The sequence below is a fragment of the Lachnospira intestinalis genome (assembly GCF_040095895.1).
Lineage (GTDB): Bacteria > Bacillota > Clostridia > Lachnospirales > Lachnospiraceae > Lachnospira > Lachnospira intestinalis.
Map to the genome: position 1 here is coordinate 1 of NZ_JBBMFS010000006.1, position 14,597 is coordinate 14,597.

Sequence of the window (14,597 nt, forward strand, 5' to 3'; positions counted from 1 at the left end):
CTTAACCGAAGAAGGTTAGGTTTGCAAAAAGAAACGGATAGAACGAGAGTTATCCAGAGGATAATCGGATGAAAAAGGTATTGCAAAAGCAGTTCCTGTATGATATATTTAATGTGCAGTTTTGAAAGAACAGTTTATTCTTTCATATTCCTCGATAGCTCAATGGTAGAGCACTCGGCTGTTAACCGAGTTGTTGTAGGTTCGAGCCCTACTCGGGGAGTTTATAAGAAATTTTATATTCTTATAAGTCTGGCTCCATGGTCAAGCGGTTAAGACACCGCCCTTTCACGGCGGTAACAGGGGTTCAAATCCCCTTGGAGTCATAAGTAGATTTTAGATTTAGGTACCATATGCCGACATGGCTCAATGGCAGAGCAGCTGATTTGTAATCAGCAGGTTGTTGGTTCGACTCCGACTGTCGGCTTCTTTGGACCTTTAGCTCAGTTGGTTAGAGCAACCGGCTCATAACCGGTCGGTCCTGGGTTCGAGTCCCCGAAGGTCCACTAAAATCTACTATATATATGGCCTGGTGGCTCAGCTGGTTAGAGCGCCGCCCTGTCACGGCGGAGGTCGTGGGTTCGAACCCCATCCGGGTCGTTTTATTTGTAAATAATTTGTAGATTAGAATTTTGGGATCATAGCTCAGCTGGGAGAGCATCTGCCTTACAAGCAGAGGGTCATAGGTTCGAGCCCTATTGGTCCCACTTATTTGCCGGCGTGGCGGAATTGGCAGACGCACAGGACTTAAAATCCTGCGGGACTTATACTCCCGTACCGGTTCGACCCCGGTCGCCGGCATTTATCACAACAGCAGTTGTGATTATTATGGAATATTCCATACGTACGTGTAGCTCAGCTGGATAGAGCGTCTGGCTACGGACCAGAAGGTCGCGAGTTCGAATCTTGTCACGTACATGAGTCCTATCTAAAGTGATTTAGGTAGGGCTTTTTTGTTATATATTTTGTTATATAAAAAGGGGATATTTGTCAAAAACAGAGTAAAAAAGAGGCTCTTTGTTAAGAATGGGGGTAAAAAATGGTGTTTTTTCAAGAGTGGTTTTAAAACTTACCCCCAAGTAAAGCATAGAATTGGAAATGGAGGGAAAAGCTATGGGGAAATTTTTTAAAGAATTGAAAAATCAAAGCCGCCCAAAGACAGTATTGATGGAAATGTTTTCCTATATTAAAATTTTTAGTGCTGCGATTCTCATTGCATTTGTGCTTACAAGATGTGTAATTGTCAATGCAGAAACGCCGACAAGTTCAATGGAAAATACGATTATGACCGGAGACAGATATTTTGGATTGAGAATCTCGTATCTTTTTGAAGAACCACAAAGACAGGATATTATTGTTTTTAAATTTCCGGACGATGAAAGCCGCGTATTTGTAAAGCGGATTATCGGTATACCGGGAGATATTGTTGAAATAAAAAATGATACGGTATATGTAAACGGAGAGCAGTTAGAGGAACCATACTTAAAAGAGCCGATGGCTTTGGGGCAGAATATGGTATTTGAAGTGCCTGCAGATTCTTATTTTGTTATGGGTGATAACAGAAACATTTCAAATGATGCACGGTATTGGAATAATACTTATGTAAAAAAAGAACAGATAATAGGCAAGGCAATGGTAAAATATTATAGCGGAAAAGTTACATTTGAAGTGCTGAAGTGATATTGCGGTAAAAGATATTAAACGATATTTTAGTTTTAGTGTTATATCCAACAATTCTGAAAAGGTACATTTGGGTTTTAAGTGATTTTTGAAAGAATGTCAGGAATTTTTTTATGATAACACCATATTGTTGTCATTCTGTTTATGAATAATTTCAAAAAAATAAGAGATACTATGCAATGTAATCTAATATAAAAGGAGGACATTTCAGTATGTCTAAGAATTATTCTAACAGCACAAATTCATCAAATGCATCAAACAGTTCAAAGAATTCAAGCAACGCATCTAACATGAGCAATGCTTCAAATTCAAGCAACGCATCAAATGCATCAAACAGCTCAAAGAACGCATATAACAAGAATTCTTCAAAGAATTCCTACAGCAATGCTTCTGATGAAAGCAACATGTCTGATGCAACAGACTGCCACAGATAATTCGTAAAAGTAATGCAAAGACCGGCGGAAACAAATCTGCCGGTCTTTTGTCATTTATATAATAGCAGATTTTGTATCGGAAATATAATCACTTTAATATAATCAGAAGGCAATTTTGAAAATTCAGGCAGGAAAGACCAAAGTCAGCAGGCTTAAAATTCACATCAGACAGGCACGGGACACGCATCATCGAATATACTAGAGTAAGCACTTGATTAAAGGTTTAAGAAAATATGAGATGCGAAAATATCAGTACCGGGCGGCTGGATTACTATGTGGAAAATTCAGGAGCCGTTTTTATAGATTTAAGAAGCAGACAGGAATATGAAAAAATGCACATTAAAGATGCAGTCAATATTCCGTTCGAGGAAATGGAGCGGCAGCTCCAGAATAATTACAGCAACAGGAATGCAGGTTTTTATGACAACAGTAATGATCGCAGCCGTGCAGGCGGAATCGTTTTAAATAATATATTTTATGACAGAAATACGGTTTTTATCGTGTATTGTGACAGGGGTTCCAAAAGTATGATGATTTGTCCGAAGCTGGCGGCAAGAGGATTTCAGGTGAAGACAGTTGTCGGCGGGATTCATCAGTATCACGGAAAATATCTTGTCTATCATACAGATTTTTATAAGGATTTTTAAAAGGGTTGTGAAAGACTGTTATAAAGATTAAAAAAATTTCAGGAGAGGCTTTTCAAAGATTTCAGAAGAAAGGAAAGGGATTCTGAAAGAAATCTGAAAGCCGTAATATTATTGTAAAGCACCGGAATATATGGTATATTGAAGAAAAGAGGTAAATGATTATCGGAAATGAGGAACAGTATGAATACATATGAGTTAATTGCACCGTGCCATTTTGGACTGGAGGCAGTTTTAAAGAGAGAAATTTACGATCTGGGATATGAAATCGTTTCGGTAGAAAATGGTAAAGTGACCTTTACAGGTGATGCAGAAGCCATATGCAGAGCCAATATTAATTTAAGAACAGCAGAGAGAGTTCTTTTAAAGGTAGGGCAGTTTAAAGCGGTGACATTTACAGAACTTTTTGATAATGTTGCAGAACTGCCGTGGGAAGAATTTATACCGGAGGACGGAAAGTTTTGGGTTACGAAAGCAAATTCTGTAAACAGTAAGCTGTTTAGCAGTTCCGATATTCAGTCCATTGTCAAGAAAGCGATTGTAGAGCGGTTAAAGAAGAAATACCAGACGGGCTGGTTTAAGGAGAATGGCAGTGACTATCCTCTGCGTGTCACGATTATGAAGGATATTGTTACGATTAGTCTGGATACGACAGGGGATTCACTGCATAAGCGCGGATACCGTCCGGCATCGGGCAAAGCACCGATTTCAGAAACGCTGGCGGCGGCGCTGATTATGCTGACACCGTGGCATAAAGACCGCATTTTTGTGGACCCGTTCTGCGGAAGCGGTACATTTCCAATAGAGGCGGCCATGATGGCGGCAAATATTGCACCGGGCATGAACCGGGAGTTTACGGCAGAGCAGTGGGAAAATCTGATACCGAAAAAAGAGTGGTATATGGCGATAGAAGAAGCAAATGACAATATCTGCATGGATATTGAAACAGATATTCAGGGTTTTGATTTAGATGAAAATGTGATTAAAATTGCAAGGCAGAATGCGGTCAATGCGGGTGTAGACAAGCTGATTCATTTTCAGGCACGAGATGTACGCCAGTTAAGCCATGCGAAAAAATACGGCTTTGTGATTACCAATCCGCCATACGGTGAGCGTCTAGAGGAAAAAGAAGCGCTTCCGGCATTATATACGGCGCTGGGACAGCAGTTTGCAAAATTAGATTCATGGTCGGCGTATGTGATTACTTCCTATACGGATATTGAAAAATATTTCGGCAGAAAAGCTGACAAAAACAGAAAGATTTATAACGGTATGTTAAAAACGTACTTTTACTCATTTTTAGGCCCGAAGCCGCCGAAAAAGAATGTATAATGCAGTGTGCCTGCGGAATGGAGATTAAAATGACAAAGATTATTCTTGCATCGAATAATAAGGGGAAAATTAAAGAAGTGAAAGAAATCTGCAAAGATATGCAGGTTGAGATTGTATCCATGAAAGAAGCCGGAATTGACATTGATATTGAAGAAAATGGTACGACATTTGAAGAAAACGCACTGATTAAAGCGGAAGCGGTCATGAAATTGACAGGGGAACTTACGATTGCAGATGATTCGGGACTGGAAGTAGATTATCTGAATAAAGAGCCGGGTGTATATTCTGCAAGATACATGGGACATGATACATCGTATGATATCAAAAATCAGGCGATTATTGACCGCCTTGCGGGGGTAGAAGACAAAGACAGAACGGCTCGTTTTGTATGTGCAATGGCGGCTGTATTTCCGGACGGAAGACATTTTACCACAAGAGGAACAATGGAAGGGATTATCGCTCATGAAATCAAAGGGGCAAACGGCTTCGGTTATGATCCGATTGTGTATCTGCCACAGTACGGAAAGACTTCGGCAGAACTGACGCCGGAGGAGAAGAACAAAATCAGCCACCGCGGAGAGGCATTGGAAAAATTGAAGGCACAGCTTGCACAATATTTAAATTAGCGTGAAATATGGAGGTCAGATATGCAGAGAATTCTGATTGTAAGTGATACGCATAAGCGCCTTGGCAATCTTTATGAGGCATTGGAAAAAGAGGGCAGCGTAGATGCAATGATTCATCTTGGGGATTTGGAAGGTGATGAAGATATTGTCAATGAGATGATACCGGGACCGGTCTATATGGTGCCCGGCAATAACGATTACTATTCGCAGGCACCGCGCGAACTGGAAATACAGATTGCCGGAAAAAATGTACTGCTCACGCACGGACATTATTATTATGTATCGCTGGATTTGCAGACCATCCGTCAGGAAGGAATTGCAAGGGGGATGGATATTGTGATGTTTGGACATACCCACCGTCCGGTGATTCAGGTGGAAGATGAGATTACATTAATTAATCCGGGAAGCATTTCTTATCCGCGCCAGCAGGATGGAAAATGTACGTATATTATAATGGAAATTTCAGATTCCGGGGAATTTACATTTGAGTTAAAAAGCGTGTAAGGCCGTATTTATGCGGCTTTGCGCACTTTGAAACTACGTGTCGAAAAAAAATGAAAAAAATTCAAAAAAAGTGTTGACATTATGCAGATCATATAATATAATAATCCATGTCGTTGCGGAACAGACAACAAACGGCAACACAAAACACCAACGGGGTGTGGCTCAGCTTGGCTAGAGCGCTTGATTTGGGATCAAGAGGTCGCAGGTTCGAATCCTGTCACCCCGACTTTCAACTGAATATCTGCGGGTGTAGTTCAATGGTAGAACACTAGCCTTCCAAGCTAGATACGTGGGTTCGATTCCCATCACCCGCTTCGTGTGTTCGTAGCTCAGCTGGATAGAGCAACGGCCTTCTAAGCCGTGGGTCGAGGGTTCGAATCCCCCCGGGCACACTTCTTTTTATATGGTGGGTATAGCGCAGCTGGTTAGCGCGTCAGATTGTGGCTCTGAAGGCCCAGGGTTCGAATCCCTGTACCCACCCTGGCTATTATTGGGCTATCGCCAAGCGGTAAGGCACAGGGTTTTGATCCCTGCATCACGCTGGTTCGAATCCAGCTAGCCCAGCTGGATTCCAAAAGTAATCCAAAGTAGACTTACAATTTATTCAATGAGGGCTCATAGCTCAGTTGGTAGAGCACTGGACTTTTAATCCAGGTGTCCCGGGTTCGAACCCCGGTGGGCTCATTAAGATGGGAATGGTTGAAAAGCCATTCCCTTTTTTTCGTGCCTAGTGACTAGGAGGGGAACGGTCGTCTTGTGAAGAAATTCATTCTTTATTATTTCCATGCATTAATTATTGTGATTTTGAAAACCCGCATAAACACTGGGAATGTTTGTGGGCAAGTTGGGCACTTTTGTGGCACTTGGTGTCAGAGGGAGAGGGATGATTGAGAATAGGAGTTTTAACTTGGTTGAGTTTTGTGTTATAATGGGTAAAACAAATCGCGATTTGTCGTTTTATTAATTTACATATATGCCTTTTACATAAAAAAGTGTTATTTTAGTTCCGCAACCGTTCGCAACCAAAGAAATATCGTGATAGTTGGTGGTAGCAACCATGAAATTTCGCTATTATGAAGTCACGAAAGGAGGTAATTAAGTGAAATATGATTTTTTAGGAGTTATTGTTTTTGGTATTGTACTGCTAATCGGGGTGGCTGTGATAGCGGCATTTATCACTGTGGGAATTTTCCTCATAAGAGCATTGAGTAGATATGTCAAATCAGGCAATGTCAGAAAAGAAAAGTCCAGCATCAAGAAATCTCTCGGTGAGGTTTTGAAGGACTATAATTCATGAGCAGAATACTTTTGTTGGAAGATGACACAATGATTGCTTCGGGGATTCTGTATGCACTTGAGTCAGAAGGTTATGAAACAAATCATGCCACACGTATAAAAGATGCCAGAAGTTTAATTGAATTCTTAGAACTGATAGGGTATCTCCAGAAACTGCAAATCATGATGCATGCCGGATGGAACATACAATCAGCGAAGAATCTTTCCAGAAGATTCAGGAACTGGTGAAGAAGATAAAAAAGAAGATTCATCAAAGGAACAAATGGAAAAACAATGGCAATGCCATTAAGTCAGTTGTTCGAAGTTTTGTTCGATAGCTCAGTTGTTGTCAAATATCCGATATTTTGAACTCAAAAAGCCAAAAACAGGTATGCCAAAAAGACAGATGCTATCCATCTGCCAAAAAGAAGGATATTCAGTTGCAGAACTTACCGATATCCAAAATGAATTGCGCTGATTCCACGGAGAGGCCGTTGAAACTGCCGGAACCTGTCTTTCACTGCGTGGACATATTTCATCATCAGCCGGATAATATCGATGTGCCTTCCAGAATCCCTGCGCATGAAGAACTTTCTGGCTGTTTTTAATGCTGAAGAAAAGTCAAGTTCATAGAGATACTTGTTGCTGCCATCCCGTTTCTTTTTCAGGTTTTCTTCTGCCGCTTCGTTTGCGATAAAAATGCCGAAATTGCATTGGAACAATTGGTGCCTGACACAATAAACTTGCAATAGGCTGCTTTTTTCTGTTGAGCAAGAAGTATCTTTTAATTCATATTTAGGTGGTTTGTCAATAGCAATAATATTTAATGCATAATCTGATTTAAGAGTGAATTTCAAATTTTAGATTTTCAATAATCATGGGATAAAAATAACAGGGAGGATTATAGTTTTCGGAATAAAGCCGATATATAATATTAGAAACAATAAATAATAAAGAACGGATTCAGAGAAGGAGGACAAAGGATATGTCAATGAATGTGAATACAACGGGTACTGTTTATGGAAGTTATCAGAATACCTACAAGGCAGGTACAGTAGATAAGAAAAAAGAAACAGCGAAAACAACAGAAAATGATAAGGTCAAGAAAAATGTGACAGAAAGTATAGCCGAAAAAAATCTAAGTAAAGAGGCACAAAAAATGCTTAAAGATATGCGTGGCTCAAGAACAGATATGGACTTTATGGTTGCAGATTTTGAAAATGGTGATAATGCTAAAGATATTTTAGCACAAAGTGATAAAGAGTTTACGGTTATTTTCTCAAAGGAAGAAATGGAGAAGATGGCATCCGATCCCAAATATTATGCTGAAAAGATGCATAGTATTGAAGGTGCTTTGCGTATGTCGGATGAAATCAATGCTCAGTTTGGATTTGAAAGAGCATTTGGTAAGACAAACGGAATAGAAAACAGTGCAGATACTGATACAAAAATAACAAAGTTTGGTATTTCTTTTAATAGTGATGGAACTACAACATTCTTTGCTCAATTAGAAAAAACATCAGCTAGTCAGAAAGAATATCTTGAAAAAATTCAGGAAAAGAAAGCTGCGGAGAAGAAAGAGGCGAAGAAAAAGGAACAATTAAAGCAAATTGAAGTAAAAAAAGCTACTGTTCAAGCAAATTCAAAAGATGAACTTTTGGATAAAATTAAAAATATTGAATGGAATTCTATCAAACCAGAGGATAATAAAATCGGTGGAAGATTTGATTTTTCAATTTAGTATATTTAGATGGGGATGATTACATAAAGTATGGAGGTAGATTCATTATGAGAAAACGTTTTTTTTCTATTATTGTATGTGTTGTCATGCTTTTTACAATGAATGTCACAGCTTTTGCGGCAGAAACTCAGGAAAATTATTCGGAGACGGAGAAAACAATGACATTTGAAATAACTCCGACAGCATTAACTTCTGGATCATCACGACATTCTGTTGGAATGTTAAATTCCTTTTTTGGAACAAATGATACAGTGGCAACTTCCGCTCTTGGTTCTTTTACAATCAGCAGCACATCTGTTCCGTCAGGCTCCACAATCAGTAAAATAGTGGTTACATCCACAAAAAGTAGTGGAAGTAGTGGAAACATCGAATTATTTGTTGCTAAAGATGAGGATAATGGAGATGGCACATTTGACAGATATACAGACAGCAAAAGTTGGAATAGTTCTCTTACTTTTGCAGATTTTGGCAATTATAATTTAAGCCCTGTTGGAAATTATTATGTTCAATTTGAATCTACAAGGTATTCAACGGGAACTGTTGCAGCAGCAACATTAAAAAATATTTATGTCACAGTATACTATCATTAAAATTTTATAATCCCCATTCTAAACAAGCAAAGATGTTGTTATTCAGTTAGCAGCATCTTTGCTTTTAATTGTATAATTGATATGACTATTGAGTTAGAATGACATTGATAGCGATAGAAAGCTATATATTACAGAAGCAGACTTTGATAAAAAAGCATTTGAGAGATTATATAAATTGAATATTATATAATCAGAGGTATATAGAACATGCACAGAGACACTATATTTCAATATGAAACAATGGTGCCTGACACAATAAAAACGCATAGCCAAACTTCGCTCGGTATAACTGCCTGATTGTGTCGAAATTCGTATTTTATCAATTATATCTGATAAAACTGGATTTGCGGTATTGAAAATCAGTTATAGCCGTGGTACCATATAGACAGTTTCAGAAGGGAGGCTGGTCTACATGATTAAACGAGAAATTTATATGAGCCGTATCCGTCCTTTTATCGGAAATGAGCTGATAAAGGTTCTGACAGGGATTCGCCGTAGTGGAAAATCTGTCATGCTGAGCCTGATCCAAGAGGAACTTGCCCAAAACGGGGTCCAACCAGAACAGTTTATTTCCCTGAATTTTGAGAACATGAGCAATGCACACCTTTGTACGGCTGTTGCATTGCATGATGAAATCCTTCGCAGAACAAAAGAAATCAGCGGCAAGGTTTATCTGTTCTTCGACGAAATCCAAGAGGTGGCTGATTGGGAAAAATGTATCAACTCTTTCCGGGTGGAGCTGGATTGTGATATATACATTACCGGTTCCAACGCCAAGCTGCTTTCCGGTGAGCTTGCCACTTATCTTGCCGGACGGTATGTGGAGTTCGTGATTTACCCGTTTTCATTCAGAGAGTTTATGGAGCTGTATCACACCGTTTACGAAGGTGCAGACGAAAGACAATGCTTTACAAAATATCTGACGCTGGGAGGAATGCCCTATTTGAGCAACCTTCGCTACGACGATGCCGCCAGTCGTCAGTATTTGCGGGACTTGTTCAACTCCGTAGAGCTGAAAGATATTATCAAGCGAAACAATATCCGTGATGTGGATATGCTGGAGAGAATTATTGCTTATATAACTTCCAACATCGGCACTACCTTTTCTTCCACAGCCATTTCCAAGTATCTGAAAAGTGAAGGGCGCTCCGTTTCACCAGAAACGGTACTGAACTACATCAAAGCCTGCACGGACGCATTCCTGTTTTATCAGGTGAAGCGCCAAGACCTCCAGGGAAAGAAAATCCTGACCGTCAACGAGAAATACTATGTTGCAGATCATGGTGTCCGGGAAGCCGTGTACGGTGGCAACATGAAGGACATTAACCTTGTCCTTGAAAATGTTGTCTACATGGAGCTGCTGCGCCGTGGTTATTCTGTGACTGTTGGGAAAGTCTCTGACAAGGAGATTGACTTCGTATGTGAAGATCATGGGAAAAAGCTGTATGTTCAGGTTTCCTATCTACTTGCCTCGGAGGAAACCATCCAGCGTGAGTTTGGGGCGTTTGCCGGTGTTCGTGACAATTTCCCGAAATACGTTGTAACGATGGACGAACTGGATATGAGCCGAGATGGAATCAAACACCGCAATATTCGTGACTTCCTGCTGGCAGAGGAATGGAACTGAAATGTTCTTCTTTCACCAGAAGATATGCAGAAGTTCTTCCAATGCCGAGAATGAAAAAACAATGGTGCCTGACACAATAAATATTATGATATGTCTGTATTTAACCGCTGTATAGAAACCGGGAATGTTCTCTTAATACTGGAATGTTGGCAGGATGTCCACCCGGCGCTTGTCAGTATCCCAGTGAAATGGGAATACAGCTCGCCGTATGGACTTTTGTATGCTCTGAATCCGCCGGATGATGTTATGCAGTTTGAAAACAATGGTGCCTGACACAATAAATATTGTATAAATGTCAATGCTGTTGTGGTACATGTTGTATTCTGCGTAAATGGTATTCATGTTGTGTCTCCTTTAAACCAATAAAAATATAGAAGCATTTCAATCAGTTCACAATGTCACTTTTATTTTGTGTTATACTGTTTTATATAATTTTCTTGCCCTTGTTTTTGCCCTTATCAGAGTTCGTAAACACTGGTGGGACGATATAACGCAAGGGAAACAATAAGGGAAAGCTCACCTGCGATAAACTTTGTGTTTTCAAGGGATTGAGAGATATTTGATAATAAAATATAACAGTTATTAAATCCCTTGGAATATATGAAATCTCAATTCAAGTTTGTCGCACTGATAAAATCCCTTTAGGAACTAAAGGGCGCACTTCTATACTCTCCTATCGGGAGTATGTGCGTCCTGCGGAGCTTCATTCCCAGTCAGCAGAAGAAAACTGCCCGACCGAGAATGTTTCGTCACTTCGTTCCGTCAAGGGAGCTACACTCCCTTGCGCCGCTTATGCGGCTATCCCTTGTGGACTTGCCGTCTGCAAACAGCATAAAATGCTGTTCGCCGCCAGCAAGTTTGAAGGCGAATAAAATGAATTTTATGGAACAAGCAAATCGGAATTTATAAAGGAGAATATTGATGAAACTATTTTTATGTTCGCACTTTTCAAGTGTAGGAAGTCTGATAAAGGAAGAAATTGAAAATAAGAAAGTCGCATTTATTCCAACAGCTTCGTTGCGTGAAGGCTACACCGGTTATGTCGGCTCGGCTCGAAAATTATTCAAAAAGTTGGGAACAATCGTAACTGAAATTGATATTTCAACGGAGGCTTATTCAACGATACAGTCCGTTTTTGAAGATGCGGATGTGATCTATTTTACTGGTGGAAATTCTTTCTTCCTTATGGATCAGCTCCGTAAAACGGGAACGGATGAGCTATTGAAGAATGAATTGGAAAAGGGAAAACTGATGATCGGTGAATCTGCGGGTGCGATTATATGCGCTCCAACTATCCAATATATTGAACAAATGGATGAAAAGCCGGAGGACTACTCACAAGAAGATGATGCAGGGCTTGATTTGATTGATTTCTATGTTCTTCCGCATTATCTTACAGCACCATTTAAGAAAGTTACTGAGAAAATAATGACTGAATTTTCGGATTTGAATCTATGCCCAATTAACAACCGTCAGGGAATTGTAATCGATGGTGAAGGTTCAAAGGTTATTTGCAAAGACTAATTTGAAAATTCCAGTTTGCCGAAATATATTTCTAACTTTCCCTATTTTATAGGCTTTCCAGCCTGTGCATTAGCGAAACGATATGTATTTTCCCTTATTTTTGCCCTTATGAGATAATCGTAAGGGAAATAAGGGAAAGTTTTATTTAGTCATTGCCTGCCACTTTATCAAGTAACCTTGCAGATTCCCGCTTGGCTTTTCTTGTAGAGTGTGCATAGACATTCATGGTGGTACTGACATCTGAGTGCCCTAACAGTTCCTGCACATCCTTTGGTGCTGCTCCATTTGCCAGAAGGTTGCTTGTGTAGGTGTGTCGCAACTGGTGAAAATGAAATCCTTCAAATCCATCCAGTTTCTGAGCAATCTTCCTGCAAACAATTCCTAACGTGCTTGGCAGTTCCAAACTTCCATCCGGTCTTAAGCAGACAAAGGATATTTCCTTATAATCTTCTGGAACATTCTCTGTTCCGTCCAGATGATAGAACTCATAGTAAACTCTGTTTTTGTCTTTTACTTCTCTGTAGTAGTTTTTATGGTAAAGTTCTCCGTACTGCATTCGGTTTTTAAGTTGTTCCTTTCGGGCATTGCGAAGAATCTCTGCCAGTGTATCTCCAAAATCAACAATCCTTACCTTTTTTCGTTTGGTTGGTCCGATGATATTCTTGTGCCTTGAACCATCATATCGGATACTGCGTCTGATTGTAAGGCACTGTTCTTCAAGATTCACATCCTGCCATGCCAGACCACAGGCTTCACCGATACGAAGTCCTGCATAATAAGCTATCTGGATTGGAAGTATTGCCGGTGGATTGTAGTTCTGTAGAAATTCAATCAGTCTTTCATAATCCTCTCGTGGAATTGGCTGTATATCGCCATCCATGTCATCATCGGAAAACAGGTCAACCTCATCCGTCTGGTATTTCAGCTTAATATACTGCATCGGATTGAAAGTGATATATTGCTTTGGTGATACTGCAAACCGGAATGACTGCTGTAATACTGCCGAGAAAGAACGAATGTAATCTTTGCTATAACCTTTTCTTTCTGAACCATCTGGATAAGTGCCACCAAAGGAAAGCAGATCGAAGAAGGCTTGTAAATGCTCAGATGTTACATTTTTCAACTTTCTCTCTGAAATTGGATGCTTCTTGATGTTGGTAATTGCACCGAGGTAATTCTGGACTGTCCCATTACTGAGAGTACCGGTCTTTAATTCTTCCTCTGCCCATATATCAAGTAATTCTCCAACTGTAATATTTTCCGACTTTGCAATGAATTTTTTGCTTTCGTAATCGTCCATTGCCTGACGGAGCAGTTTTTCCGTTTCACTTTTGCTTTCTGTTCCAGCGTATTCTTTCTGAACTAGATTGCCGCTTGCATCTTCTACATAGAAGCGGTAGTACCATTTCTTTCCTTTTTTTCTTACAGATCCTTTTGCCATAATCGTGTGTCTCCTTTCGATATCAGACAATCGGAACTGATGAAATGCTTCTTGCGTGTAAGTATATCATAACTCCGGTTGTCGTTCTATACCGAATCGGAATCCTCATACAAAACTTCTGATAAAAGATTTTCAAGCCTTTGTTCTGCCATTTCCGGTTTCTTGGAATAAAGCCTTACGATATCTGCCATGTCGTTAAAGGCATTAACAGTGTGGGTGATCTCCCGGAGAAACATAATCTCGTTATATTCATCATTCGATTCAAACCCCATTACTTTTGCAATATCAGCTTCATTCGTGTTGCCCTTGTAATTCTTGCAGGCAAACTGGAATGATTCCAGAAACAGGTTATATTGCTTTAACATCAACAGCAGTAAATCTTTGGAAAAAGCATCTTCCTTTTTACTAAGGTCGAGAGGTAACTGTTTGAGAATATCGCCCATTGCATCACGAATCTGTAATTCTTTCTTATCCGTAATATCGGTTTCGTATTCATCGGTTTCCCCTCTGAGCCATTCAATAGATACATGAAGTGCTTCCGAAAGACCTTCCAGCACCATCTTTTTGGTATTGTCAATCGAACCATTCTCATAACGCAGGATTGTGGAAGCTGTAACTCCCATCTTCTCTGCAACATAAGGCTGTGTCAGATTTAATTCCAGACGACGCTGTTTTGCCCTGCTGCCTATCAGCTTGCGTAGTTCTTTATCTTTCATGCTGATTGCCTCCTTTTTCGGTATGTATGAATTATAGCATGTACCTCACATAATTGCAATATGCAATATAATAATTATTTTTAAAATTTCATAACGCTTGACAACACAATATAAAACCGCTATACTAACAGCACAACATAAATTGCATAATGCAATTTAATAGGAGGTGACAAGATGACGGAAAGAAAGATTGCATTATCCATCGAGGAAGCAGCCGACTATACAGGAATTGGCAGAAATACTTTGAGAAAGCTGGTTGAATGGAAGAAGCTTCCGGTATTAAAAGTCGGAAGAAAAGTCCTTATTAAAACTGACATTCTGGAAAAGTTCATGGAAGCCAACGAGGGGCGAGATCTGAGGGATAAAGGAAATGTAAAAGCTGTCACAAGAAATGTGGCAACTTAAAAAGGCGGCTTCCTACGAAACCGCCAAAGGTTCTATCAGACCGAAGCCATGATATACCTAC

The 14,597-nt window shown here is 39.8% G+C and carries 17 protein-coding genes, 14 tRNA genes and 1 pseudogene; 29 read left to right on the forward strand and 3 right to left on the reverse strand.

The features are described from left to right. Positions 1-148 precede the first annotated feature (148 nt). The 23 genes from WMO37_RS07995 (at position 149) to WMO37_RS08105 (ending at position 6,830) form a co-directional block, all read left to right on the forward strand. A tRNA-Asn gene (locus tag WMO37_RS07995) sits at positions 149-220 on the forward strand. A 31-nt stretch (positions 221-251) separates the two neighbouring features. Continuing rightward, positions 252-323, forward strand: a tRNA-Glu gene (locus WMO37_RS08000). A 29-nt stretch (positions 324-352) separates the two neighbouring features. Next, positions 353-424 (forward strand) — tRNA-Thr (locus WMO37_RS08005). A 5-nt stretch (positions 425-429) separates the two neighbouring features. After that, a tRNA-Ile gene (locus WMO37_RS08010) sits at positions 430-503 on the forward strand. Positions 504-523: 20 nt separating this feature from the next. Beyond that, positions 524-597: transfer RNA gene (locus WMO37_RS08015), tRNA-Asp, on the forward strand. Between the two features lie 34 nt (positions 598-631). Beyond that, positions 632-704 (forward strand) — tRNA-Val (locus tag WMO37_RS08020). A 7-nt stretch (positions 705-711) separates the two neighbouring features. Continuing rightward, positions 712-798, forward strand: a tRNA-Leu gene (locus WMO37_RS08025). Positions 799-841: 43 nt separating this feature from the next. Next, positions 842-915: transfer RNA gene (locus WMO37_RS08030), tRNA-Arg, on the forward strand. Between the two features lie 195 nt (positions 916-1,110). Further along, positions 1,111-1,677, forward strand: coding sequence for a signal peptidase I (gene lepB / locus WMO37_RS08035; RefSeq protein ID WP_349154762.1), 567 nt, complete (start codon positions 1,111-1,113; stop codon positions 1,675-1,677). A 212-nt stretch (positions 1,678-1,889) separates the two neighbouring features. Beyond that, complete coding sequence (locus WMO37_RS08040) at positions 1,890-2,111, forward strand: hypothetical protein (protein WP_022431220.1); 222 nt, start codon at positions 1,890-1,892, stop codon at positions 2,109-2,111. Between the two features lie 233 nt (positions 2,112-2,344). Further along, positions 2,345-2,758, forward strand: a complete 414-nt coding sequence (locus WMO37_RS08045; RefSeq protein ID WP_022431221.1) for a rhodanese-like domain-containing protein — start codon at positions 2,345-2,347, stop codon at positions 2,756-2,758. A 180-nt stretch (positions 2,759-2,938) separates the two neighbouring features. Beyond that, the gene (locus WMO37_RS08050; RefSeq protein ID WP_022431222.1) at positions 2,939-4,087 is read left to right on the forward strand and encodes a THUMP domain-containing class I SAM-dependent RNA methyltransferase; all 1,149 of its coding nucleotides are present in this window, start codon (positions 2,939-2,941) and stop codon (positions 4,085-4,087) included. Between the two features lie 29 nt (positions 4,088-4,116). Further along, positions 4,117-4,713 (forward strand): XTP/dITP diphosphatase, encoded by a 597-nt coding sequence (locus WMO37_RS08055; protein ID WP_022431223.1) that lies wholly within the window; start codon positions 4,117-4,119, stop codon positions 4,711-4,713. 21 nt (positions 4,714-4,734) lie between these two features. Continuing rightward, positions 4,735-5,217: a metallophosphoesterase family protein gene (locus WMO37_RS08060; RefSeq protein WP_349154763.1), complete on the forward strand. Its 483-nt coding sequence runs from the start codon at positions 4,735-4,737 to the stop codon at positions 5,215-5,217. A gap of 151 nt (positions 5,218-5,368) precedes the next feature. Further along, a tRNA-Pro gene (locus WMO37_RS08065) sits at positions 5,369-5,443 on the forward strand. A gap of 17 nt (positions 5,444-5,460) precedes the next feature. Beyond that, positions 5,461-5,531, forward strand: a tRNA-Gly gene (locus WMO37_RS08070). A 4-nt stretch (positions 5,532-5,535) separates the two neighbouring features. After that, positions 5,536-5,609, forward strand: a tRNA-Arg gene (locus WMO37_RS08075). A gap of 14 nt (positions 5,610-5,623) precedes the next feature. Next, positions 5,624-5,697, forward strand: a tRNA-His gene (locus WMO37_RS08080). A gap of 11 nt (positions 5,698-5,708) precedes the next feature. Beyond that, a tRNA-Gln gene (locus WMO37_RS08085) sits at positions 5,709-5,781 on the forward strand. A 47-nt stretch (positions 5,782-5,828) separates the two neighbouring features. Beyond that, a tRNA-Lys gene (locus WMO37_RS08090) sits at positions 5,829-5,901 on the forward strand. Positions 5,902-6,316: 415 nt separating this feature from the next. Next, positions 6,317-6,514 carry a hypothetical protein gene (locus WMO37_RS08095; protein WP_227089045.1) on the forward strand — a complete coding sequence of 66 codons (198 nt, stop codon included), beginning with the start codon at positions 6,317-6,319 and terminating at the stop codon, positions 6,512-6,514. Then, entirely contained in the window at positions 6,511-6,741 is a 231-nt protein-coding gene (locus tag WMO37_RS08100) for a response regulator (RefSeq protein WP_227089046.1), read from the forward strand. The genes WMO37_RS08095 and WMO37_RS08100 overlap by 4 nt, the downstream gene beginning before the upstream one ends. Beyond that, positions 6,690-6,830 carry a hypothetical protein gene (locus WMO37_RS08105; RefSeq protein WP_081458329.1) on the forward strand — a complete coding sequence of 47 codons (141 nt, stop codon included), beginning with the start codon at positions 6,690-6,692 and terminating at the stop codon, positions 6,828-6,830. Before WMO37_RS08100 ends, WMO37_RS08105 begins: the two co-directional genes overlap by 52 nt. 111 nt (positions 6,831-6,941) lie before the next feature. Here the strand turns inward: WMO37_RS08105 and WMO37_RS08110 are convergent, their stop codons facing one another. Continuing rightward, the gene (locus tag WMO37_RS08110; protein WP_012740519.1) at positions 6,942-7,349 is read right to left on the reverse strand and encodes a hypothetical protein; all 408 of its coding nucleotides are present in this window, start codon (positions 7,347-7,349) and stop codon (positions 6,942-6,944) included. A gap of 128 nt (positions 7,350-7,477) precedes the next feature. Between WMO37_RS08110 and WMO37_RS08115 the strand changes: the two genes are divergently transcribed. The 5 genes and pseudogenes from WMO37_RS08115 to WMO37_RS08135 all read left to right on the forward strand — a co-directional run bounded on the left by WMO37_RS08115 (position 7,478) and on the right by WMO37_RS08135 (position 11,974). After that, the gene (locus WMO37_RS08115) at positions 7,478-8,233 is read left to right on the forward strand and encodes a DUF6033 family protein (protein WP_171029228.1); all 756 of its coding nucleotides are present in this window, start codon (positions 7,478-7,480) and stop codon (positions 8,231-8,233) included. 47 nt (positions 8,234-8,280) lie between these two features. After that, positions 8,281-8,823: a hypothetical protein gene (locus WMO37_RS08120; protein WP_008116573.1), complete on the forward strand. Its 543-nt coding sequence runs from the start codon at positions 8,281-8,283 to the stop codon at positions 8,821-8,823. Between the two features lie 412 nt (positions 8,824-9,235). Beyond that, positions 9,236-10,450, forward strand: coding sequence for an ATP-binding protein (locus WMO37_RS08125; protein WP_008116575.1), 1,215 nt, complete (start codon positions 9,236-9,238; stop codon positions 10,448-10,450). Positions 10,451-10,528: 78 nt separating this feature from the next. Next, positions 10,529-10,723, forward strand: a pseudogene (locus tag WMO37_RS08130) (LysR family transcriptional regulator); the annotation flags it as partial. A gap of 648 nt (positions 10,724-11,371) precedes the next feature. Next, entirely contained in the window at positions 11,372-11,974 is a 603-nt protein-coding gene (locus WMO37_RS08135) for a Type 1 glutamine amidotransferase-like domain-containing protein (RefSeq protein WP_227089047.1), read from the forward strand. Between the two features lie 145 nt (positions 11,975-12,119). Here WMO37_RS08135 and WMO37_RS08140 read toward each other — a convergent pair whose 3' ends face one another. Further along, entirely contained in the window at positions 12,120-13,415 is a 1,296-nt protein-coding gene (locus tag WMO37_RS08140) for a tyrosine-type recombinase/integrase (protein WP_173793351.1), read from the reverse strand. Between the two features lie 86 nt (positions 13,416-13,501). After that, positions 13,502-14,131, reverse strand: a complete 630-nt coding sequence (locus tag WMO37_RS08145) for a helix-turn-helix domain-containing protein (protein WP_003505395.1) — start codon at positions 14,129-14,131, stop codon at positions 13,502-13,504. 174 nt (positions 14,132-14,305) lie between these two features. On the opposite strand from WMO37_RS08145, the gene WMO37_RS08150 reads away from it, so the two are divergent. Continuing rightward, positions 14,306-14,536, forward strand: a complete 231-nt coding sequence (locus tag WMO37_RS08150; RefSeq protein ID WP_003505382.1) for a helix-turn-helix domain-containing protein — start codon at positions 14,306-14,308, stop codon at positions 14,534-14,536. Positions 14,537-14,597 lie beyond the last annotated feature (61 nt).

What these genes read in the sequence shown, in the direction of transcription:
- WMO37_RS08040 (WP_022431220.1), top strand. Translation starts at nt 1,890, where the DNA reads ATGTCTAAGAATTATTCTAACAGCACAAATTCATCAAATGCATCAAAC.
- WMO37_RS08150 (WP_003505382.1), top strand. Translation starts at nt 14,306, where the DNA reads ATGACGGAAAGAAAGATTGCATTATCCATCGAGGAAGCAGCCGACTAT.
- WMO37_RS08060 (WP_349154763.1), top strand. Translation starts at nt 4,735, where the DNA reads ATGCAGAGAATTCTGATTGTAAGTGATACGCATAAGCGCCTTGGCAAT.
- WMO37_RS08105 (WP_081458329.1), top strand. Translation starts at nt 6,690, where the DNA reads ATGGAACATACAATCAGCGAAGAATCTTTCCAGAAGATTCAGGAACTG.
- WMO37_RS08125 (WP_008116575.1), top strand. Translation starts at nt 9,236, where the DNA reads ATGATTAAACGAGAAATTTATATGAGCCGTATCCGTCCTTTTATCGGA.
- WMO37_RS08050 (WP_022431222.1), top strand. Translation starts at nt 2,939, where the DNA reads ATGAATACATATGAGTTAATTGCACCGTGCCATTTTGGACTGGAGGCA.
- WMO37_RS08045 (WP_022431221.1), top strand. Translation starts at nt 2,345, where the DNA reads ATGAGATGCGAAAATATCAGTACCGGGCGGCTGGATTACTATGTGGAA.
- WMO37_RS08140 (WP_173793351.1), bottom strand. Translation starts at nt 13,415, where the DNA reads ATGGCAAAAGGATCTGTAAGAAAAAAAGGAAAGAAATGGTACTACCGC.
- WMO37_RS08145 (WP_003505395.1), bottom strand. Translation starts at nt 14,131, where the DNA reads ATGAAAGATAAAGAACTACGCAAGCTGATAGGCAGCAGGGCAAAACAG.
- WMO37_RS08115 (WP_171029228.1), top strand. Translation starts at nt 7,478, where the DNA reads ATGTCAATGAATGTGAATACAACGGGTACTGTTTATGGAAGTTATCAG.
- WMO37_RS08100 (WP_227089046.1), top strand. Translation starts at nt 6,511, where the DNA reads ATGAGCAGAATACTTTTGTTGGAAGATGACACAATGATTGCTTCGGGG.
- WMO37_RS08055 (WP_022431223.1), top strand. Translation starts at nt 4,117, where the DNA reads ATGACAAAGATTATTCTTGCATCGAATAATAAGGGGAAAATTAAAGAA.
- WMO37_RS08135 (WP_227089047.1), top strand. Translation starts at nt 11,372, where the DNA reads ATGAAACTATTTTTATGTTCGCACTTTTCAAGTGTAGGAAGTCTGATA.
- WMO37_RS08120 (WP_008116573.1), top strand. Translation starts at nt 8,281, where the DNA reads ATGAGAAAACGTTTTTTTTCTATTATTGTATGTGTTGTCATGCTTTTT.
- lepB (WP_349154762.1), top strand. Translation starts at nt 1,111, where the DNA reads ATGGGGAAATTTTTTAAAGAATTGAAAAATCAAAGCCGCCCAAAGACA.